Here is a 21,039-nt window from a genome sequence, read left to right as displayed (position 1 = left end):
AAAAAAATTGCATTAAATTTAACTTTCAAAAAGTTTCATGGCGAAAGGTTTTTCCATTTCTATAACTCCGCAAAACATCGAAATCAGCTCTTTTTTAGCTGATGAATACGATGACTTTTACCTTAAATCCGATAATTTTGATTTTATGTTTGAAGGTGTTTTGCTGAATAGACAAAAACTTCTTCAGCAATTTGCGGCCAAAGATTTTGAAGCTTTAATCAGAAAAATTTATTCCAGGCAAAACGGGCATTTTTTTTCACTTTTTGAAGGCGAATTCCGTGGTTTTCTTTTCGACAAACAGCGTAAAAGACTTTTGGTTTTTACCAACATCACATCCACGCAACGCGTTTTTTATTCGGTTTTTAATAATTCCACTTTCATCGATACCGATTTAAAACGGCTGACAGTATCATTAAAAAATGCAGATTTTAAAGTTGAACCCGATGTAGAGTCGCTTTATCAGCTGGTGTGTTTCACCAGTTTACCTGAAGAAAAAACACCCGTAAAGCAGGTAAAAAAACTTTTGGACGGTCGTTTTCTGGACATCGATATTTCCGAAACTTCACTGCTCGAACGCGAATATTTCAGTTTAGCCAAAATTCCGACTTTCAGCGGCAGCAAAGAACAAGCGCTGGAAAGGATTCACGAGGTTTTCTCAGAATCCGTTCGCTTGGAATATGAAAAAGACTGCGAGCTTGGTAAAAATCACCTGTGTCTTTTAAGCGGCGGACTGGACAGCCGAATCGCGATGTTTTATGCGATGAAAAATCACCAGAAACCGGACATCGCGCTGTGCTTTTCACAGTCCAGGTATTTCGATCATACGATTTCGGAAAAAATAGCAAAAGAGCAACAAATAAATTACGAATTTATCCCGCTGGATGGCGGTGATTTTTTAAAGACGATTGATGAGATGGTGGCACTGTCCGAGGGGATGGTGCTGTACACGGGCTCCATTCATGTGCAGCATGCGGTAAAAAATTTAAAATTTGGCGATTTTGGTCTTTTTCACAGCGGCCAAATTGGAGATGGTATCGTGGGCGGTTTTAATTCCGCTCCGTTCCGCAAAAAACCTTCGGATTTTAAATTGGTGGTAAACCGAAAATTTCTGCCAAAAATCAAAAATTCGCTTCATGAAACGCTGAAAAATTATGAAACTGAAGAACTTTTTTTGATCCGCAACATAGCTTTTAACCGAACAATTTTTGGCGCGCACGTTTTCCAACAAAAAGCCTATCAAACTTCGCCGTTTATGACCAAAGATTTTCTGGAAACTGCTATTTCGCTGCCGGAAAAATGGAAATATAATCAGAATTTCTATCTCGAATGGCTGAATAAATATTGTCCCGAAGCCGCAAAGTACCGCTGGGAGAGAACTTTGCTAAAACCCGATGCGCGTTGGAAAACGAAATTTGGCGACCGTTTTGTAAAGCGCGGCTTTAAAATTTTAAATGAAAAAGTGCTCAAGACACCAGCAAAATCCAGCATGTATCCGTATCAGTTTTATTATGATTCGCAGCCGGAAATTCAGCGTTATTATGCGGAATATTTTCAAAGTAATATTCACCGTTTAAGCGGTTTTTCGGAGCTGGAAAAGGATGTTACCGAACTTTTCGCGCAGCGCGATTTTTTGTCAAAATCACAAGCTGTAAATATTCTGGCCATTTTCAAACTCTTTTTTTAAGTGGAAAGTCTGCAACTCTTTATCAGCGATTTTTTTAAAAATAAAGGACAGCACGTTTTTTTATCGCTTTTGGTTACAAAAATTTGCGCTTTTGCCGGCTCGCTTTTGATCATCAAATTATTACCCGAAAACGTATTCGGAATGATCAGCATTGTGGCTTCGGTTTTCGCTATTTTTTTACCTTTCAGCGGTTTTGGCAGCCAGCAAAGTCTTCTCCGTTACGGCGCTTTGCAGGAAAATGACTTCGATAAAAAGCAGCTTTCGACGTTTTTACTGAAAGAAGGTTTTTACCGGCAGCTTTTCCTGAGCGTAATTTTTCTTGGTGTTGCTTTTATTTACATTGAAAAATACGGCGATATTTTGGTGTTTTTTCTGTTTTTCTCCATTCGGTTTATTGGGTTTTATTTTCTAAATCATCTGCAGTCGGAAGCGCGGATTTTCGGAAATAATATGCGCTTTGCACAACTTACAAATACCGTAAATATCGCCGGACTGATTTTTTTGCTGCTTTTTACCTATTTTTTTGGAATTCGCGGTTATCTTTTTGCCATAGCTCTTACGCCATTTGTGGCACTTTTTTATTTTCGGCGTGAAAATTTTGTTTCGCTAAAATTGCCTTCGGCAAAATTTAAAAATAAGGAAATGAGCAAATACGGCCTGTTTTCTGCGGGCACGGCGCTGCTTTCGGATACGCTTTTTTCCGCTGATGTTTTGCTTTTAAGTTTTCTGATGAATGCTGTTTCAGTCGCGAGTTATAAAGTTGCGATTTTAATTCCGGCAAACATTACATTTTTAGCGCTCGCTTTTATGCAGAGTGATTTTCCGCTTCTTGCAAAAAACTTTAAGAATAAAAGTTTTCTACAAAATTATATCACCAATTATTATAAAATTTTTATTCCGCTTAGTGCGGGAATTTTATTGGTTGGATATATTTTTCGACAAGAAATTTTAAATTTATTTTTTAATGAAAAATATGTTGCTAATTCGCCTGTTTTTTTCATTTTGCTTACAGGCTTTTGTCTGAATTTACTTTTCCGGAATTTGTACGGAAACCTTTTGTCGGCGGTTGGTTTAATGAAAACCAATACTTTAATTTCCTTTTTTACGCTGCTTTTGCTGCTGATCTTTTCATTCTTTCTGGTTGGAAAATTTGGCGTGATGGGAATGGCTGTAAGCTTAACTTTAAGCATGCTGATCGGCGGATTTCTGCTTATTTTTAGCTTTTATCTTTACTGGAAGGATTTAAAATAAATTATCTTTGTAGTAATGAAAAATCTTTTTTTTATTCTGATGACCGGCGGTTTTGCTGTATTATCGTGCCGAAACGAGGACGAAAATATCCGGCGAATTGATCAGATTATTCAGCTTTATATTGATTCGTCGGGACAGGACATGCTGAATTCGAAAATTCCCGGTTCCTATACCGAAATCAAAATAAACGATGTTTACGGCGTTACCGACACCGCGCCGGTTATTGTTTCATTGAAGAAAGACGCAGACACGGTAACTTACCTGGAATATGTTGCTGATGCAAAACGCATCACCATCGATTCAACTGCAGCATTTCAAATTTATGAATCGAAGCTGGCGCTGGAACTCACGAAAAAAATCAATGATTCCACGAGATTCGTTACCAACGACACCCTGAAAATTCAATATGAATCGCGGCAGGAAATTTTTCAGGTTTCAAAAATCTGGTATAACAACGTGCTGAAATTTACCAAAACCGATCAGGCGCTGAATGTGGTAAAAATCTCCAAATAATCCGTAAATTTGCCGCTAACTGACGGTTTTTTTCCGTTTTAGAACTCAATTTTTTTTAGCTTATGTTACAAGTAAATTTTTTACGCGAAAATAAAGACCGCGTTCTTGCCGGTTTGCAAAAACGAAATTTCAAACAAACTGAATTGGTAGATGAAGCAATTGCTGCGGATGATCAGCGGAAAAAAATTCAGTTTGAACTTGACCAAAATTTAGCGGAAATGAAAAAAATTTCGAAAGAAATCGGGATTTTGATGAAAGAAGGTAAAAAAGAGGAAGCTGAAAACGCGAAATCTAAAACCGCGGCATACAAAGAAAATTCGCAGGAATTACAGCAAAAACTGAAAGATGTAGAAAATCAGCTGCTGGAAATTTTATATTTAATTCCGAATATCCCGTATGAAAAGGTGAAAGCCGGAACTTCTGCGGATGACAACGAAACTATTTACCAATCTCACGAAGTTGAAGGTTTGGGCGAAGGCGCCATTCCGCACTGGGAGTTGGCAAAAAAATATAATTTAATAGATTTTGAACTCGGTGTAAAAATAGCGGGTGCCGGTTTTCCTGTTTATTTGGGTAAAGGTGCACGCTTGCAAAGAGCTTTGGTCCAGTATTTTTTAGATAAAAACGTGGACGCCGGTTATATGGAAGTAAATCCGCCACATGTGGTGAATGAAGCATCCGCTTATGGAACCGGACAATTGCCTGATAAAGAAGGCCAGATGTACTTTGCGGCTGAAGATAATTTGTATTTGATTCCGACCGCGGAAGTTCCGGTGACCAATATATACCGCGATGTAATTCTGGAGGAAAAAGATTTACCGGTAAAAAACACGGCATTTTCACAATGTTACCGCCGTGAAGCCGGAAGTTATGGCGCGCACGTCCGTGGTTTGAATCGTCTTCATCAGTTTGAAAAAGTAGAAATCGTACGTTTGGAAAAACCGGAAAATTCCTATGCAGCCCTGGGAGAAATGGTGAAACATGTGCAGTCGCTTTTGGAAGATTTAGAGCTTCCGTACCGTATTTTAAGACTGTGTGGCGGCGATATGGGCTTCACTTCAGCGATGACTTACGATTTTGAAGTTTGGAGCGCAGCTCAGGAAAAATGGCTTGAAGTTTCTTCGGTTTCGAATTTCGAAAACTTTCAGGCAAACCGCCTGAAATGCAGGTTTAAAAGCGACGGAAAAACGCAGTTGGTACACACATTAAATGGTTCTGCATTGGCATTGCCGAGAATTATGGCAGCAATTCTGGAAAATAATCAGGTTGACGGCGGAATAAAAATTCCAGCAAAAATCGCGGAATATGCGCGGTTCGACCTTATCAGCTAAAATTTATAAAATCAAAAAAACCGCCTAATAAGGCGGTTTTTTTTATTCTGTTGTGACGATTATTTTTTTGTCTTTGTTGGTGAGTTTTTTGCCATCATCCAGCAAATCGTCGCTGCGGACGTTGATCTGAATGGTTTTCTTATCGATTTGTTTAACGAAATCGTGCTTCCCAACTATTGATTTTATCGGTTTCTGAAATTTGATTGTGCTGGAAAAATTTACCGGAAACATTTTCATCATCCCCATTACGCTTTGCGCCATTTGTCTGCCGTAAGCTTCAATAGAATCGCTTTTTGTTTTCGGATTTTTAATTTCTTTCTTTTCAGCGCTGTCTTCAATAGCATCTAAAAAGGAAGTAGAATTAAATTTATCGGTGTCAATGGTTAATGTGTTGCCATTCCATTTTGCGATATTTTGGAGCGGTAGTCTTTTCAGTTCTTTACTTTGGCTTAAAAGCGATGTCACCTCCTGTGGCAAAAGTTTATCGTATTTTAATGAAACACCGTAGATTTCGCCTTTGTCTTTGTTAAGTTTTACAAACATCTTCTGCAAAACTTTGGTGGAATCTTTATTCAGCGTTAAAAGGTTGTCTTTTTGTATATCGTAAAGGCTTTTCCAGTCTGTGGAAAGCTTTGATAAAGCTGCAGGTTTGGACTGCTCGCCGCTCATCATATTCATCATTGAGAGCATGCCTTTATCCATAAGAATATTCGACTCCATGCTAGATGCCGAATCTTTGTAATACGTAGTTTCTGTGTTAACGGAGCAGGATTGAAGCGCGATTAGACCAACTGCAGTAATCCAAAGCCCTATTTTTTTCATCATCTTGATTTTATATCTATTTCGTTGAGCTTCAAAATAGATACCAAAATACGGAACAGGTTAAAATTCAGAAGTTTAATGACAACTTTCGTGGTTGCCGTGCTGATGTTCAATAGAATTGTTGTGGATGACCTGCATCGAAGCTTTTTGTGGCGAAACGTACGGAATGCCTAGTTCCATGCCACGAAGAATGAACAAACCCCCCAAAATAATCATCATCACCGGTATAATTTTTAAGATTTTCAGGCGCAACGCGGATGTCATTAAATTACCGACTAAAACGACCAAAAACATAAAAGGCAAAGTACCAAGGCCGAAAAGGGCCATAAAACTTGCGCTCTGTAAAATTCCGCCGGCAGCTAAACTTGCGGTGAGCGCCATGTAAACCATTCCGCAGGGTAAAAGTCCGTTCAGCAAACCTGTGGCGTAGCGTGAGCGGTAATCTGCTTTTTGAAGCAGCTTAGAGAGCTTCATTTTCACCTTAAATAAAAATGCTGATAAAAAGGGCAATTTAGAGGCAAAATCTTTTCCACCAAATGAAAAAACCGCCATCACAATCAAAAGGATTCCGACTGCGATGGTGAGATACTGCTGGAAGCCAACCATTTCAAATCCTTCACCGATTATTCCCAAAACTCCACCTAAAATAGAATAGGTGGTAATTCTGCCAAATTGATACGTAAGATTTTGAAGGTAGAAATTGGTAGACTGTTTTTTGGTCAATCCCATCGACAACGCAATCGGGCCACACATACCAATGCAGTGAAAACCCGAGGCGAAGCCCAGCCCCAATGCCGAAAGTATTAGCGCTAGTTCCATAACACGTCGTAATCTACCTGATACGGTTTTTTATCCTGCTGCCATTTGATTTTTAAAGTGTAGGAACCTTTCGAAATTACTTTTGCAGGAATTAAAATGGCGTGAGCTGCGTCCAGGGAAAGTTCTTTTTTCACGTCGAGGTTGGAATCATCCGTGCGGTATAATTCAAAATTTACTTTACCGTTTTCCGGTGTAAGCGTTTCAGGAAACAAAATTTTAATTCCCGCAGGCGATTGCTGAAAACTTGGTTTTTCTGCCAGTAAATCGGCATTTTTTTTAGAATCGATGACGGTCTGATAACTTAATTCATCCTGATAATAATCGTCGGAAACCAACTCTGAATTTTGCTGTCCTTCCGGAAAAATAAGAATCATAAATAAGATGAACGCTATGAATGATGCTAATGCCACGACAATGCCGTGACCCCAGCTGAATTTTTTGAACATTTTTTTGCTTAAAATTGAATTTTAAATGGACCTTCGAAATACGTGTCGAAAGAATCCAATAATTTGCCTGACGTATCATAAACGCCAATTTTTACTTTTTGTTTTGAAACTTGAACTTCTTTTTCCGGGAAGCTGATGTTTACAGTCCCTTTGGTTATTTGGTCCTTTTTGAGCATTATTTTGTCTTCTCCACTCAAGGTAACTTTTCCGTGTTCAGGTTCAATAATTTTAACGGTTACAATCTGATCTTTTGTAGATTTATTCAGGAAAGTATAGTTATAAATATTGGTGATGTTTCCGTCACGCACAAAATAAGATGAGCCGGCAGGTTTAATGAATTTCGCTTCCATTTCGCCGCGGTTACTTAGAAGAAAACCAAGGAATCCGACCATTAAAATTAATACAGCGGAGTAGGCTTTCATTCTGTTGGTGAATTTGAAAGGCACTTCCTTTTCAATTTCATCTTCGGTTGCGTAGCGGATAAGGCCTTTCGGTAAACCAACTTTTACCATTACTTCGTCGCAAGCGTCGATACAAGCGGTACAGTTTACACATTCCAACTGTTGCCCGTCGCGGATATCAATTCCGGTAGGACAAACTACTACACATTGGTTACAGTCGATACAGTCGCCTTTACCTTCCGCAGCCCGGTCTTCACCTTTTCTCCATTTTGAACGGTTTTCACCTCTTTTAAAATCGTAGTAAACATTGATGGTCTGCTTGTCTATCAAGACACCCTGAAGTCTTCCGTAAGGACAAACCAAAGTACAAACCTGCTCGCGGAACCACGCAAATGTAAAATAGAACGCACCGGTGAAAAGAATCATTACCAAAAAGTTCGAAAAGTTAGCGAACGGTCCCTGCTGCATAATGTTCAGCACTTCCTGATGTCCTACGATGTACATAAACATCCAGTGTGTAATGATCAGCGAGATGATTACGAAAATAAAATATTTTAGGCCTCTTTTGCCTATTTTTTCCGCATTCCATTCCTGGCGGTCCAGCTTCATCTGCTTGTTTCTGTCACCTTCTATCAGATAATCTATCTTACGGAAAATCATTTCCAAGAATATTGTTTGCGGACAGATCCATCCGCAAAAAATACGCCCGAATACCACCGTAAAAAGTATGATAAAGACGATAGAAGTTATAGCACCCATTGCCAGGATGAAAAAATCCTGTGGATAAAATGGCTGACCAGCGATAAAAAACTGGCGATCTAAGATATTTAGTAATAATAAAGGGTTGCCATTAATTTTAATAAAAGGAATGGCGAAAAATAATGATAATAAAATTACGGCTACTAAGGTTCGGTAGTCGGTATAGCGGCCTTTAGGTTTTCGTGGGAAAACCCATTTCCGCTTACCAGACTGCTCCATTGTACCTACTGAATCTCTGAAAGTTTCAGCTTCTACAACTTGCCCCTGTCCACCTCTATAGTGTTTTTCTTCTGACATTTTTTTTTCTCAAATTAAAAAAAACATAATCCGCTATCCCGTTGTATAAGATAACAAATTATGTTTTCATAGTAGTGTTGTTTTTGTCTGATGTTTATTTCTCCCAGTTGGCGGTAGTTCCCTGTGGAGCTGCGCCACCTTGTGCAGGTGTAATAGGTGATTGCTCCTGGTTAATATGATAAACATAAGCGGCTACATTCTGGATATCAAATCCTGTAAGTACACCGTTTTTACCGAAGGCCTGCATCGCTGGATTATTCGGACTTCCATTTTCCACCATGTGGAAGACATTTTTAAATAAAGTTTTCTCCGGTTGGTTAATCCAGTTGTTATCGGTTAAATTTGGTCCAATTCCTCCTTTTCCACCGTCACTGTGACAAGATACACAGTTGGTTTTATATACTTCTTCACCGGCTGCAATATTATCCGGAGAGAAAACTGCATTTTCTATTGTTGGCGGTGGAGTGTTTTTCATGTACTCCTCAATACTTGCAGTTTGCGCAATGTATTCTCTGTCGTATTCCGGCACCTGATGTGCAAAATCTGTTGTCCAGTATGAAACCATATAAATTACACAATAAATGCAACCTGCATAAAATAATCCTAACCACCATTTTGGAAGTTGATTGTCCAACTCCATAATTCCGTCAAAACCATGGTCAATTAAGATGTCCTGCTCCTGGGTAGCGGATTGCTTTTTGAAAGCACTTTGATATAAAGTCTTAAAATATGGCTGTTTCTTAACTGAAAGATATTCCGTCTTCTGATCCGGCGTCAGCTTTTTGAACATGTCATTCTCTATCAAATCTCCAATGGTGTTGTGAATCATGGATAAGATGATTGCAATCGCTACCGTTCCCCAAAAATATGGTGACGAAAGGAAAGAGGAGTCCTGCACAAACATGTAATAAATGATGAATAAAATCACAAGAATTACAAGTATGGTAATGTATACGGGTGTTCTTTGTTTCATAATAGTTTAGTTTTTCTAAAGATCTTTATCTTCAATATCATCGTTTAAAGGTGCATTCTCTTCTTCTTCGTAGTACTTCTTCGGTCTGGAAAAAACGTAGAACACAATACCTAAGAAAAATATGATAAACAATATCATGGCGATGGTCTGGTAAAGACCAACATTATCGCCGTTTGCTAATATATCTTTTACACTCTGCGGTATCATGACAATGCAGTTTAATTGATATTAATTGGTGCTAGCCGTTTTAATCTCTGTTGTTTTAATATCCGTACCAAGTCTTTGCAGATAAGCAATCAAGGCTACGATTTCTTTCTTCTCCAAAGGAGTAAAATTGGCTCCCTCAGCGGCTTTTTTATCTTCGTAAGCTTTTTTAACGTCAGCTGCTTCAGAATAGATTTCTTTTACAATAGCGCTTGCCTGGTTATCAGCCCAAGAGTCTGCGGAATCAATTTGTGCCTGTGTGTACGGAACATCAAATGTATTCTTCATCAACTCAACTTTGGCTACCATCTGGCTGCGGTCAAGGTCACGAGAAATCAACCATGGATATCTTGGCATGATGGAACCTGCAGAAGTTACTCGCGGGTTCAGCATGTGCTTATAGTGCCATGAACTTGGGTTTTTACCACCTTCACGGTGCAAATCCGGACCTGTTCTTTTAGAACCCCAAAGGAAAGGTCTGTCATAAACAAATTCTCCTGCTTTGGAATATTGCCCGTTTTTACCGTTGAATCTGACAACCTCGTCTCGGAATGGTCTGATCATCTGCGAGTGACAAGAGTTACAGCCTTCGCGGATATATAAATCACGACCTTCCAGTTCAAGTGGTGAATAAGGTTTTACCGCGGCTATAGTCGGTACATTTTCTTTAATGGTAAGTGTCGGTACAATTTCTAGGAAACCTCCGATTGCAACGGCAATAAATGAAAGTACTGTAAGCAAAGTCGGCATTCTTTCAATCCAAAGGTGAAGTCCTTCGCCTTCTTTTCTTTTATTGCTGATTTTTGCTAAAGCTGGTGCTTCTGCAGGAACTTCTTTCTGGAATGATCCGCTTCTTACGGTAGCAACAAGGTTCACACACATCAGGATCGCTCCGGAAATGTAAAGGAAACCACCCACAAATCGCATTTGATAGTAAGGGATAATCGCTGTTACAGTATCTAACCAGTTTTTGTAAACTAAAGTTCCGTCTGGGTTAAACTGTTTCCACATTAAACCTTGCGTAAATCCAGCGATATATAAAGGTACGGCGTAGAAAATGATTCCTAAAGTACCCAGCCAGAAATGCCAGTTAGCCAATTTTACAGACCACAGTTTGGTTCTCCACATAATTGGCAGGAGATAATAAATCATCCCGAAAGTCATGAAACCGTTCCAGCCTAAAGCTCCGACATGAACGTGACCAATAACCCAATCGGTATAGTGACCAATTTTATTTAATGTTTTTGTAGCCAATAAAGGTCCTTCGAAAGTTGCCATACCATAACAGGTAATTGCTACTACGAAGAATTTTAATACCGGATTTTCTCTCACTTTATCCCACGCACCTCTCAATGTAAGCAGTCCGTTAAGCATACCACCCCAAGACGGTGCAATAAGCATGATGGAGAAACCGGTTGCTAAAGCCTGAGCCCAGCCAGGAATCGCAGTATACTGTAAGTGGTGTGGTCCTGCCCAGATATAGACGAAAATCAGCGACCAGAAATGGATAATCGATAATTTATAAGAAAATACCGGTCTGTCTGCTGCTTTTGGTAAGAAATAATACATCAATCCAAGGATTGGCGTAGTCAATACAAACGCTACCGCATTGTGGCCGTACCACCATTGAACCAAAGCATCTTTAACACCTGCGTAAGCCGAGTAAGATTTCCAACCTGCGAAAGATAAAGGAACTTCGAGGTTATTGAAAATGTGAAGCATCGCAATTGCAACCCAAGTTCCTAAATAAAACCAAATTGCAACATATAAGTGTCTAACTCTTCTCTTGATGATTGTTCCGAACATGTTGATCCCGAAAACAACCCATATAACCGTGATTAAAATATCAATTGGCCACTCGTGCTCTGCATATTCTTTTGAAGTGTTGATGCCCATTAAGAACGTAATAACCACCGCTACGATCATCAGCTGCCATCCCCAGAAGTGAATCCACGATAAAGTGTCGCTGTACATTCTAGTTTTCAGCAATCTCTGCAAAGAGTAATATGCACCGGCGAAAAAACCGTTACAAACAAAGGCAAAAATTACAGCACTGGTATGCAGCATTCTGATACGGCCGAAACCGAAAGCGCCATGGGTATTAATTAAACCCTGAAGATTACCGCTTTGTAAACTGACGATGGTAGCATCATCTGTCCCAAAGAAATATTCAGGAAGTTCGGGGTAAAATAACATTAAAGCGGCGGTAAGTCCCAGCAAAAAACCAATAATCCCGAAGACTACGGTTGCATAAAGAAAGGCCCGCACAATGTTATTATCATAACTAAACTTTTGTGTCTCCATATTAACTAATCTCTTTTTCTTCTATATTTTTATTTTCTTTTTCCGGCTGAGATTTCTCTTTTTCTCCGTTTTCTTTTATGATTTCCGACTCTAGCAGTATCCGTACCGCCGGCGATTCATCATCCTCAAACTGCCCTTTTCTTGCACTTACTATAAAAATGATTAGAAAAATTACAGCCAGTGTAACGCTGCAAAGAATCATTAAATACAATATTTCCATTTCCTGCAAATTTAGGGAATATGTCGGTCAAATTTACTTAAAAATTATGATATTCCTCACCTGATGTTAAGTTTTGTTAATTTAAATTCCTTCTAAATAACTGCTTTTTTTCCGGGTTATTTATTGGTTTTAAAGTATTTACCGGAACGCGTCCACGTTGCAACTGAGGTGAAAATTACCACTGTAATCGAACTGATCGGCATCAGAATAGCTGCCACCAAAGGTGAAAGATGACCCGTTACTGCGAAGCTCAAACCGATGATATTGTAAAAGAAGCTTATTCCAAACGTAAATTTTACGATTTTTATTGCGTCCTTGGACAAATCAAAATAATCCTTTAAAAAGCGCATCTTTTCTCCAGCCATAATCACGTCCGACGACGGCGTGAATGAATGCGTATCGTCTGCCACAGCTATTCCTACATTACTTTGTTTCAGCGCGCCGGCGTCGTTCAGACCGTCGCCCAGCATCGCCACTTTTTGGTTTTCTTCCTGAAGTTCTTTAATATAATTCAGCTTGTTTTCCGGGCTTTGGTTAAATTTCATTCCCGCGATATCCGGAACTAAACTTTTTAACGAACTTTCTTCAGAAGCATTATCACCACTCAAAACATGGATCGGGAAATTTTTCAGCTGCGCGAACATTTCCGACATATTTTCACGGTATTCATTGGTGAAAATAAATTTCCCCATAAAACGGTCTTTTTTTGAAATATACACCGCTGTTTCCAGGTTTTTTGAAGGTTGATTATTAAACGAAGCCGAACCAACTTTATAAATTTCTCCGCGAACAGTTCCGGAATAACCTTTTCCGGCTGTTTCCACAAAATTTTCAACCGGTAGATATTCTTCACCCACTTCCAGATGCTGGTATAAAGTTTTCGAAAGCGGATGGTTTGAGTTTTTCAAGAGACTTTTCAGGTTAATCAGATCAAATTCTGAAATCGTTTCCCCTTCATAGCTAATATTCGCTTCTTTATTGTGCGTAATTGTTCCGGTTTTATCAAAAACTAGCGTGTCGATTTTTGCCAGTTTTTCAATAGTCAGCGTATCCTTTACGTAGAATTTATTCCGGCCTAAAATCCGCATAATATGGCCTAAAGTAAACGGCGCCGAAAGCGCAAGCGCACACGGACAAGCCACAATTAAAATCGCAGCAACAACCTGAAACATTTTTTCGAAATCCACCTGCGCCCAGTAAATTCCTGCAATCAGCGTAATTCCTAAAATGATGAAGGTGAAATATTTGCTGATGTCATTCGTAATCGTGTCCAGACCCGTTTCAAATTTTTTGAAAGCTTCTTTGTTCCAAAGCTGCGTCAGGTAACTTTGGTTTACGGTTTTTATTACCTCAAGTTCCAGCACAGAACCGATTTGTTTTCCGCCGGCAAAAATTTTATCGCCTGGTTCTTTAGGAATGGAGGCACTTTCACCGGTAATAAAACTGTTATCGATGTTTCCTTCACCTTTAATAAGAATCACGTCCACCGGGATAATTTCCTGATTTCGCACCATGATGCGATCACCAATTTTTAGCTCGTTTAGCAGGATATTTTTCTGTTCTCCATTAAAATCGATTTTCGTAACCGCAATGGGATAAAAAGATTTGTAATCGCGATCGTAGGACAAAGCGCTGTACGTGCGTTTTTGAAAAAGTTTGCCCAAAAGCATGAAAAAAAGTAAACCACAAAGCGTATCGAAATATCCCGGTCCGTAGTCGGTTAAAACTTCGTAAATACTTCGGCCATAAAGCATTAAAATTCCCAAAACAATCGGAACATCAATGTTTACAATTTTATTTTTCAAGCCAAACCAGGCAGATTTAAAATAATCCGAAGCGGAATAAAAAACCACCGGTGTTGCCAATAAAAACATGATAAAGCGGAAAAGATCTTTGTACGTTTCCATCCAGAAATCGGTGGTTCCCATGACCTGTTCGGCGTATTCCGGATAACTCAGGAACATTCCGTTTCCAAAAGCAAAACCTGCAATCGCGAGTTTTACAAGCAAAGTTTTATCTAAAAATTCCTCCTTTTTCTCTGCAGTTTCTAAATTCACAACTGGTTTATAACCTAGATTGGTAAGAAATTTTGCGAGTTCGCTTAATTTCAGCTCGTTGTGATTAAAAGAAATTTGCACGTTTTTGCGGGTAAAATTTACCTGCGAATAGTTAATGTTTTCATTCAAAGTTTGCAGACTTTCCAGCAGCCAAATACACGATGAACAATGGATAACCGGAATTTTAAAAGTTACCAGCGTGGTGTTGCCTTCAGAAAAAGCGGTGACTTTGGTGAAAACTTCGGGCGTGTCCAGATAATCAAACTGTGCGATATTTTCATCATTCGGCCGGATTCCGGAACTTTTATTCATTTCATAAAAGTTGCCTAAATCGTTCATATTCAGAATTTCAAATACCGATTTGCACCCGTTGCAGCAAAAGGCTTTGTTATCGAAGGTGATGCGCTCCCTGTCAATCGTTTGACCGCAGTGAAAACAGTTTTCTGACAATGTAATCTTTATTAGGGGTGCAAAATTATAAAATTATATTTGGGTCTGGCACTTAAATACCCTATTTTTGCTGATAAATGTCATATAACTATGTCCTTAGAGAAACATACAATGATCGAGGAGCGGCTTCGGCAAGTCTTTAATGATCAAACCTTTAAAGAATCTTTATCACCGGAAGATTTTAACGCTTATTTAATCCAAAAAAAGACCCTTAATTTCCATAAAGGCGGGATTCTTTTTGAAGACGGCGAAATACCGGACGGCGTTTATTTTCTGAACAAAGGAACCGCAAAATTATCTAAACAGGGCGTTTACGGAAAGGACCAGATTTTACGCTTTATCAAAGAAGGCGACATGATTGGTTACCGCGCCATTCTTTGTGGTGAAAATTTCCAGGCTGCCGCCGAAGCGATGACCGACATCGAAGCCACTTTTTTACCTTCGGATCTGTTTCTTCATTTGTTGGAAGTAATGCCCGCGCTGTCTTTTGTAATGTTGCAAAAAATAGCCTTTGAGCTTGGAGAATCTTCGAATACCGTGACTTTTTTAGCACAGAAAACCGTTCGTGAAAGACTTGCCGAAATTCTGCTTTTATTAGAACAGAAACTGGGCACAGATCCGGAAGGTTTTATTAAAATTTCATTGACGCGCGAAGAAATTGCGAACATCATCGGAACGGCGACAGAAAGTGCCATCCGTTTGATTTCGGAGTTTAAACAGGATAAATTAATCGAAGTTGAAGGCCGGAATATTAAAATTTTGAACCACGAAAAACTGGTTCGTCTTGGTCACGTTACTTTATAAAAACTACAGCAAGTTACTCAACCTGCAATTACGAAAATTATGTCTGTACACTCAGAAATAAGAAAAATCACCACTGAAACTTTGCGAAAAATGAAATTCGACAAAGAAAAAATCAGCATGCTTACCGCGTACGATTTTACCACCGCGAAAATGGTGGACGCGGGTGGCGTAGATGCGGTTTTGATTGGTGATTCCGCAGCCAATGTAATGGCAGGTCACGAAACCACTTTGCCCATTACGCTGGACCAAATGATTTATCATACGCAATGTGTTACGCGCGGAATTGAGCGCGCTTTAATTGTTGCTGATTTACCTTTTGGAAGTTATCAAAGTAATCCCGAAAAAGCGTTGGAATCTGCCGTAAGAATGATGAAAGAAGGTGGCGCACACGCCGTCAAAATTGAAGGCGGCAAAGAAATCGAACAGGAAATTTCAAAAATCGTAAACGCTGGAATTCCCGTGATGGGACATCTCGGTTTAACGCCGCAATCCATTTACCAATTCGGGACTTACAAAGTTCGCGCGAAAGAAGATGAAGAAGCAGAAAAGCTCATCAATGATGCGAAATTGCTTGAAGAATTGGGTTGCTTCGCCTTGGTTTTGGAAAAAATTCCGGCTGATTTGGCCCAAAAAGTTTCAGACAGCATTTCAATTCCAACCATCGGAATTGGCGCTGGCGCGGGCTGCGACGGTCAGGTTCTCGTTTACCACGATATGGTCGGCATGAACAAAGGTTTTTCACCCAAATTCCTCCGCCGATATCTCGATTTATATACCGAAATTACAGGCGCAGTCTCCAGCTTTGTAAAAGATGTGAAAACCGGAGATTTCCCTAACCAAAACGAAAGTTACTAATGAACATGAACACTACAACCCTGCAGGGTATTTTATCAATCGGTGCGTTAATCTGTATCGTCATTGGGTTTTTCAACCTTTTTCCGCAGAACGTCAATGATTTTCTGTACCACCGGCTATTTTACGTGCTGATCGGGGCAAGTTTTGTCCTTCAGGCGCCCACTTTAACCAATAAAAATTTAATTTATCCGATGTATATCGCCGCGGGACTTTGTATTGTAGGCGCTTTTATGCGTCCGGATTCTCAGGTTGCGGTTATTAAAACCATCGGATTATTTGGCGGTGTTTTAATGTCGATCTTCTCAAGACCGAAAATAACACGCGGATAATTCAGTTTAATAAAAACGAAAAATTTGCCGCTTTTAGCGGCAAATAAATTTACTTAAAAACTATTTTTCTTTTAAAGATTAATAGTTTTTTGTTTTTAAAATCTGCTCAAAATAGTTTGCAACCAAAGTGCGCTCAGCTTTTGTAAGGTTGGCTTCCGGATGTTTTGAAATGTATCCCGGCATCGGCATGGTGTAACCTTTCACCGAATGAACCGAATTTTCAAGCATATCTTTTTTCAAATCTTTATTGATGTTTCCCCATTCTGAAAGGTTTAAATGTTCGCGGCCTTCGTTTACGTGATGTTTAATCGACCACGAAATTGGCGCGACGTACGCGTAATCCGGATAAACCGTTTCGTTGGAATGACAGTTGTAGCAAGCTTTTTTTAAGATTTGCGTCACGTTTTTTGGCGTATTGTAAATTTTAACAAAATCAGCTTTCGCATCTACAGGTTTATTTACGCGGTTTACCGGAATAAACTGTATCAGCGCGATTACAATTAAAAACCAATAAATAATGTTGAGGAAAACTTTCATGGTTTATTTATTACCGGCTTTTCGGGCATTTTTTCCGGAATTTCTGAAGTTGATGTTTCGCTGTTTGTCGGCAACGTCCAGGTTTCTTTTATTTCCCAAAGTGGCCGGATTTCTACAGCTTTTTCGAAAGTATAAACAGGTTCTGCGAAAATATTTTCAGCAAAATTTGCTCTGTCCCAAACGCCGTTTTCATTTTCGTCAACCAAAATCCGAAGCTGATATTTTTCCGGTTTTAAGCCCGAAAAATTGATATTTGAATCTGTTCCGTATTTTGAATAAGCTACTTCGCCATTTGCACTTATAAGTTGTGTCCAGAATTTTTTCACCGGCATATTTACGAGCGTTAATGAAAATGAACCGTAGTTTTCGGTTTTATCCGATTCAAAATCAAAACGATATGATTTTGCTACGCTTTCGTAAAACGACGAAACGGTTTCTTTCGGAATGGTGAGCGAATATTTTTTTCCTTCGCTGAAATCTGATTTTACATGAATTTCAAACGGATTTTCTTTCGCTATTTCAGCGGTAAAATTTTGCTGAATGCTGTCCGAAGATAAAGTCCATTTTTCAGGAGAAATTTTATCGATATAATAATTGCTGCGGATGACGAAATCTTTTTGCGGCGGTAAAAGATTTCCGCGCGCGTTGGTCAGCAACATTTCATTTTTCGTGTTGTACCGGTAAAAAACTGAAACGGTGTCCTGCTTAATTCCGTTGTCGTAGCTGAATTTTAAATTTTCATTGCTTTCAATTCCGATATTTTGCTGTTTTGCATTAAACCAGACAAAAACCGAATCGGATTTTGGCGCGTGCGTTATTTTATAATCTTTCAGCTTTTCATCGAGAGATAAAACTTCCACTTTTTCCGGATTTCCTTCAAAAGTCATCAAAATTCCGCCCGGAACTTCATTCATTTCCAAATATTTGTTGCTTTTCTGGGAAGGAACCAAACTCAGCTGCAGCCCGGAAATGCTTTTGTCCAGATTAACATTCTCAGCCAAAAAACCGACCTGCTCTTTCCCCGGATCGTACACGGAATTCGCGTTGCTGTCTTCGAAGGTTAAAACTCTATATTTTCCTGGTGCCAGATAATTCAGTTCAAAATAGCCGTCCGGATCCGCCATTGTGATGTAATAGGGTTTTTGGCGGAAATCCATCGAATCTTTTTGCTGATACAATCCGACCACAATATTTTTCGATTCACCACCTTTTTCGGTGTCGGTTAAAAGTTTTTTTACATCTCCGCTGATGAACAAACTGTCGATTTTTTCGCCGGTAGAAAAGGCAAAATTGTAATATCCGAGCGCGTTTCCCTCGTTATTATCTACAATAGCATTTCCGAAATTGAAATTATACGTGGTATTTTCCTGTAAAGTATCGTCCCATTTAATCAGCAGAAATTTATTCGCGATACCGGAAGGTAAAATTTTGCTAATTTTTTTAATCGGTGGAGAAATAATAAGCTGGCGGCTGATTTCTTTTAAATTGATGTATTCATCGAAATCAATGCGCAGTTCTTTGATGTTGCGCGATACATTGGTGCGCGGACTGTCAATATTACTCCCGATTACCTGTGGCGGAATGCTGTCCCGAGAACCACCAACGGGCGAACCCACGCGGGCACACGACGTGAAAAGAAAACCAAAAAGTAAGAGAAAGAGAAATCTTTTCATGTAACGGATTTCTGCAAAATTACTAAATTTATTCACTGTACACCGCGTTGCTCAGTTTTTCCGCGGTAGTGTCGGTCTCATTTATTTCTTTTTGAATTTTTGCCTTTTCAAACGGGAAATTTTCAAAAAGTCCTGAAAGCGCCAACGCTGTATAAACTTTGCTCGAATATTTATTACCAATGGCGATAATCGTAACCTGGGACTTCAATAAATGTCCGAAAACCGAGTTCGTACCGTGCCACCAACCGTTATGGTAAGTAAGTTTTTCGTCTTCATTGAAAACTTTCATGCGGAATCCCAAACCGTAATTGTTTACGCCAGGTCTTTCGTTGCTGTACGGCTCAAAAATCAGATCTTTTAAATCCGGTCGAAGGAAATTTTTCGCAAATAAGGCTTTTGAGAAATTTAGCAAGTCGCGCGGCGTGGTGTACACATTTTTATCACCGTAGATCAAATCAAGCCGGTCATAGGGATATACTCTCGGGCCGCGTTGGTAGAAAGATTTGGCCGCTTTATCCATATACTTTTCCTTTAAAACATAGGAATGATCCATTTTTAACGGTTCAAAAATCATTTCGTCCATTGCCTGCGGAAACGGAGTTTGGGTGACTTTTTCAATCAGAAGCGCGAGCAGTGCGAAATTGGTGTTACAATACATGAAACCGGTATCGGTATCGCGCGCGAGCTCCGGTTTATACTTCACCAACATATTTAAAATATCCTGATTTGTAAGATATTCTTTCGACATTTCCGCTGGCGCAGGCTGAATTTTGTCAATGAAATACTCGTATTTCGGGAGTCCACTGCGCTGGCTCAGCAAAGTGAAAACCGTTACTTTTGGATAGGGAAAACCCGGGAAGAATTTGGTTAGTGGATCCTGCAGCTTAATTTTTCCGGCTTCCACCAACTTCAGCGCCGCCATTGCGGTCAATGTTTTAGAAACCGAAGCAACGTGCAGGGCAACTGTATCATTAATTGGTTCTGTATTATTGGCCTGTGCAAATCCGCGGTAACCTTCGTACAGAATTTCATCGCCTTTTGCCACCAAAAAACCGCCCCATAAATCACCGTCTTCCCACACTTTTTTGTAGTATAGGTCCAGAACCGCGACGACAGAATCTTTATTCGCAAGCTTATTGTCTTTTCCTTCGAAAATGTTGTCCAGCTCTACGTTTCCGAAGTTCGGCAGGGAAGTTTCTTGAGTTTGAGAATCTGAACCTTCTTTATTACAGGAAATTACGACGGTAGAAAAAAGAAAAAAACAGAAAAAAAGGCGGAAAAATTTCATTAAAAAAGGATTTTGCTTTAAAAAATCACCGCAAGATAAGAGATTTTACCAAAATTGCTTAAGACCGAAATCATAAACATTTGTTAAGGTCGCGGAAACTGCGCTAAGATTTTGTCAACAATTACCTGCGCAAGTTTTTCTTTGCTTTCTATGGTCCAGCCGGCAATATGCGGTGTAAGCAAAACTTTTTCGGAGTGAAGCACGAATTCTAAGTCCGGATTTTGAGATTCCAGATTTTCAAATGATGACTTTTCAAATTCCAGAACATCCAGCGCGGCGCCTTTTATCTTCCCTGATTTTATAGCCGAAACTAAATCTTTAGTTTTTACATTTTTCCCGCGCGCGGTATTGACGAGGTAGAAATTTTTTCGGACTTTTTTAATAAAATTTTCATCAATTATATAATGCGTCTTTTCTGTAATCGGTAGGTGAAGGCTGATGATGTCCGCTTCATTTTGTAATTCTTCCAAACTTACCTGCGTTGCAAATTCATCGCCGATATTTGGCAATATATCATAAAAAATCACCTTGCAACCAAAACCCGAAAGTCTTTGGGCTACAGCTTTTCCCATGTTGCCGTAACCCAGAAGGCCTACGGTTTTGCCAAGTAATTCTTCACCACGGTTTTCTTCGCGCTTCCAGATTCCGTTTTTTACCTCTTCTGAAGCGATAAATAATCGGTTCATTAAAACCAGCAGCATTCCCAGAACCTGTTCAGCAACGGCGTCGCGGTTTCCTTCGGGTGAACTGATTAGTGCAATATTATTTTTTTGGGCAAAATCAACGTCAATATTTTCCATTCCGGCGCCAACTCTCGCAATAAATTTGAGTTTGGTCGCGTGCTTTAAAATATTGGCGTCCAGCGGAATTCTGCTGCGGATAATAATGCCGTCGTAGCCCGAAATTTTTGCTCGAACTTCGTCGTAAGTTGAGGTAAAATCTTCTTCCAGAACAAAACCATTTTTGAAAAGCTGTTCGGTAATCAGTGGATGGTTTTTATCTAAAAGCAGGATTTTCATGCG

Annotated in this window: 20 protein-coding genes; 7 read left to right on the top strand and 13 right to left on the bottom strand. The window is 39.5% G+C overall.

Features of this window, described 5'->3' with window-relative positions; translation table 11 throughout:
- Positions 1-37: 37 nt before the first annotated feature.
- The 4 genes from OA84_RS02820 to serS all read left to right on the top strand — a co-directional run bounded on the left by OA84_RS02820 (position 38) and on the right by serS (position 4,779).
- Positions 38-1,684 carry an asparagine synthase-related protein gene (locus tag OA84_RS02820; RefSeq protein ID WP_039342004.1) on the top strand — a complete coding sequence of 549 codons (1,647 nt, stop codon included), beginning with the start codon at positions 38-40 and terminating at the stop codon, positions 1,682-1,684.
- Entirely contained in the window at positions 1,685-2,935 is a 1,251-nt protein-coding gene (locus OA84_RS02815) for an oligosaccharide flippase family protein (RefSeq protein ID WP_052252076.1), read from the top strand.
- Positions 2,936-2,950: 15 nt separating this feature from the next.
- Positions 2,951-3,448 carry a hypothetical protein gene (locus tag OA84_RS02810; protein WP_039342001.1) on the top strand — a complete coding sequence of 166 codons (498 nt, stop codon included), beginning with the start codon at positions 2,951-2,953 and terminating at the stop codon, positions 3,446-3,448.
- Between the two features lie 62 nt (positions 3,449-3,510).
- Positions 3,511-4,779 carry a serine--tRNA ligase gene (gene serS, locus OA84_RS02805; protein WP_039341998.1) on the top strand — a complete coding sequence of 423 codons (1,269 nt, stop codon included), beginning with the start codon at positions 3,511-3,513 and terminating at the stop codon, positions 4,777-4,779.
- Between the two features lie 42 nt (positions 4,780-4,821).
- Here serS and OA84_RS02800 read toward each other — a convergent pair whose 3' ends face one another.
- From OA84_RS02800 to OA84_RS02760, 9 genes are all read right to left on the bottom strand, one after another.
- Entirely contained in the window at positions 4,822-5,604 is a 783-nt protein-coding gene (locus OA84_RS02800) for a hypothetical protein (protein ID WP_039341995.1), read from the bottom strand.
- 72 nt (positions 5,605-5,676) lie between these two features.
- Positions 5,677-6,420: a sulfite exporter TauE/SafE family protein gene (locus OA84_RS02795; protein ID WP_039341992.1), complete on the bottom strand. Its 744-nt coding sequence runs from the start codon at positions 6,418-6,420 to the stop codon at positions 5,677-5,679.
- Positions 6,411-6,866: a FixH family protein gene (locus OA84_RS02790; protein WP_039341989.1), complete on the bottom strand. Its 456-nt coding sequence runs from the start codon at positions 6,864-6,866 to the stop codon at positions 6,411-6,413. The genes OA84_RS02795 and OA84_RS02790 overlap by 10 nt, the downstream gene beginning before the upstream one ends.
- 8 nt (positions 6,867-6,874) lie before the next feature.
- The gene (gene ccoG / locus OA84_RS02785; protein ID WP_039341986.1) at positions 6,875-8,323 is read right to left on the bottom strand and encodes a cytochrome c oxidase accessory protein CcoG; all 1,449 of its coding nucleotides are present in this window, start codon (positions 8,321-8,323) and stop codon (positions 6,875-6,877) included.
- Positions 8,324-8,417: 94 nt separating this feature from the next.
- Positions 8,418-9,296, bottom strand: a complete 879-nt coding sequence (locus tag OA84_RS02780) for a cbb3-type cytochrome c oxidase N-terminal domain-containing protein (RefSeq protein ID WP_039341982.1) — start codon at positions 9,294-9,296, stop codon at positions 8,418-8,420.
- A 15-nt stretch (positions 9,297-9,311) separates the two neighbouring features.
- Positions 9,312-9,503, bottom strand: a complete 192-nt coding sequence (locus OA84_RS02775; RefSeq protein ID WP_039341979.1) for a cbb3-type cytochrome oxidase subunit 3 — start codon at positions 9,501-9,503, stop codon at positions 9,312-9,314.
- Positions 9,504-9,524: 21 nt separating this feature from the next.
- Entirely contained in the window at positions 9,525-11,804 is a 2,280-nt protein-coding gene (gene ccoN, locus OA84_RS02770) for a cytochrome-c oxidase, cbb3-type subunit I (RefSeq protein WP_039341976.1), read from the bottom strand.
- Position 11,805: 1 nt separating this feature from the next.
- Positions 11,806-12,024, bottom strand: coding sequence for a cbb3-type cytochrome oxidase assembly protein CcoS (gene ccoS, locus OA84_RS02765; protein WP_039341973.1), 219 nt, complete (start codon positions 12,022-12,024; stop codon positions 11,806-11,808).
- A gap of 116 nt (positions 12,025-12,140) precedes the next feature.
- Positions 12,141-14,531 carry a heavy metal translocating P-type ATPase gene (locus OA84_RS02760; RefSeq protein WP_039341958.1) on the bottom strand — a complete coding sequence of 797 codons (2,391 nt, stop codon included), beginning with the start codon at positions 14,529-14,531 and terminating at the stop codon, positions 12,141-12,143.
- A gap of 90 nt (positions 14,532-14,621) precedes the next feature.
- On the opposite strand from OA84_RS02760, the gene OA84_RS02755 reads away from it, so the two are divergent.
- From OA84_RS02755 to OA84_RS02745, 3 genes are read left to right on the top strand one after another with little or no spacing between them, the layout of a single operon-like run.
- Complete coding sequence (locus OA84_RS02755) at positions 14,622-15,335, top strand: Crp/Fnr family transcriptional regulator (protein ID WP_039341955.1); 714 nt, start codon at positions 14,622-14,624, stop codon at positions 15,333-15,335.
- 39 nt (positions 15,336-15,374) lie between these two features.
- A complete protein-coding gene (gene panB / locus OA84_RS02750) occupies positions 15,375-16,190 on the top strand; it encodes a 3-methyl-2-oxobutanoate hydroxymethyltransferase (RefSeq protein ID WP_039341952.1) in 816 nt (271 codons plus the stop codon).
- 5 nt (positions 16,191-16,195) lie between these two features.
- Positions 16,196-16,519: a hypothetical protein gene (locus OA84_RS02745; RefSeq protein WP_039342697.1), complete on the top strand. Its 324-nt coding sequence runs from the start codon at positions 16,196-16,198 to the stop codon at positions 16,517-16,519.
- Positions 16,520-16,597: 78 nt separating this feature from the next.
- Here OA84_RS02745 and OA84_RS02740 read toward each other — a convergent pair whose 3' ends face one another.
- The 4 genes from OA84_RS02740 to OA84_RS02725 all read right to left on the bottom strand — a co-directional run bounded on the left by OA84_RS02740 (position 16,598) and on the right by OA84_RS02725 (position 21,036).
- The gene (locus OA84_RS02740) at positions 16,598-17,056 is read right to left on the bottom strand and encodes a heme-binding domain-containing protein (protein ID WP_039341949.1); all 459 of its coding nucleotides are present in this window, start codon (positions 17,054-17,056) and stop codon (positions 16,598-16,600) included.
- Positions 17,053-18,729, bottom strand: a complete 1,677-nt coding sequence (locus OA84_RS02735; RefSeq protein ID WP_052252074.1) for an Ig-like domain-containing protein — start codon at positions 18,727-18,729, stop codon at positions 17,053-17,055. Before OA84_RS02735 ends, OA84_RS02740 begins: the two co-directional genes overlap by 4 nt.
- 28 nt (positions 18,730-18,757) lie before the next feature.
- On the bottom strand, positions 18,758-20,017 hold the full coding sequence (locus tag OA84_RS02730) for a serine hydrolase domain-containing protein (RefSeq protein WP_039341946.1): 1,260 nt from the start codon (positions 20,015-20,017) through the stop codon (positions 18,758-18,760).
- 83 nt (positions 20,018-20,100) lie between these two features.
- Positions 20,101-21,036 carry a 2-hydroxyacid dehydrogenase gene (locus tag OA84_RS02725; RefSeq protein WP_039341943.1) on the bottom strand — a complete coding sequence of 312 codons (936 nt, stop codon included), beginning with the start codon at positions 21,034-21,036 and terminating at the stop codon, positions 20,101-20,103.
- Positions 21,037-21,039: the final 3 nt, after the last annotated feature.

This window comes from Kaistella solincola (genome assembly GCF_000812875.1).
GTDB classification, from domain to species: Bacteria; Bacteroidota; Bacteroidia; order Flavobacteriales; family Weeksellaceae; genus Kaistella; species Kaistella solincola.
This window is presented reverse-complemented; position numbering and strand designations above follow the sequence as displayed.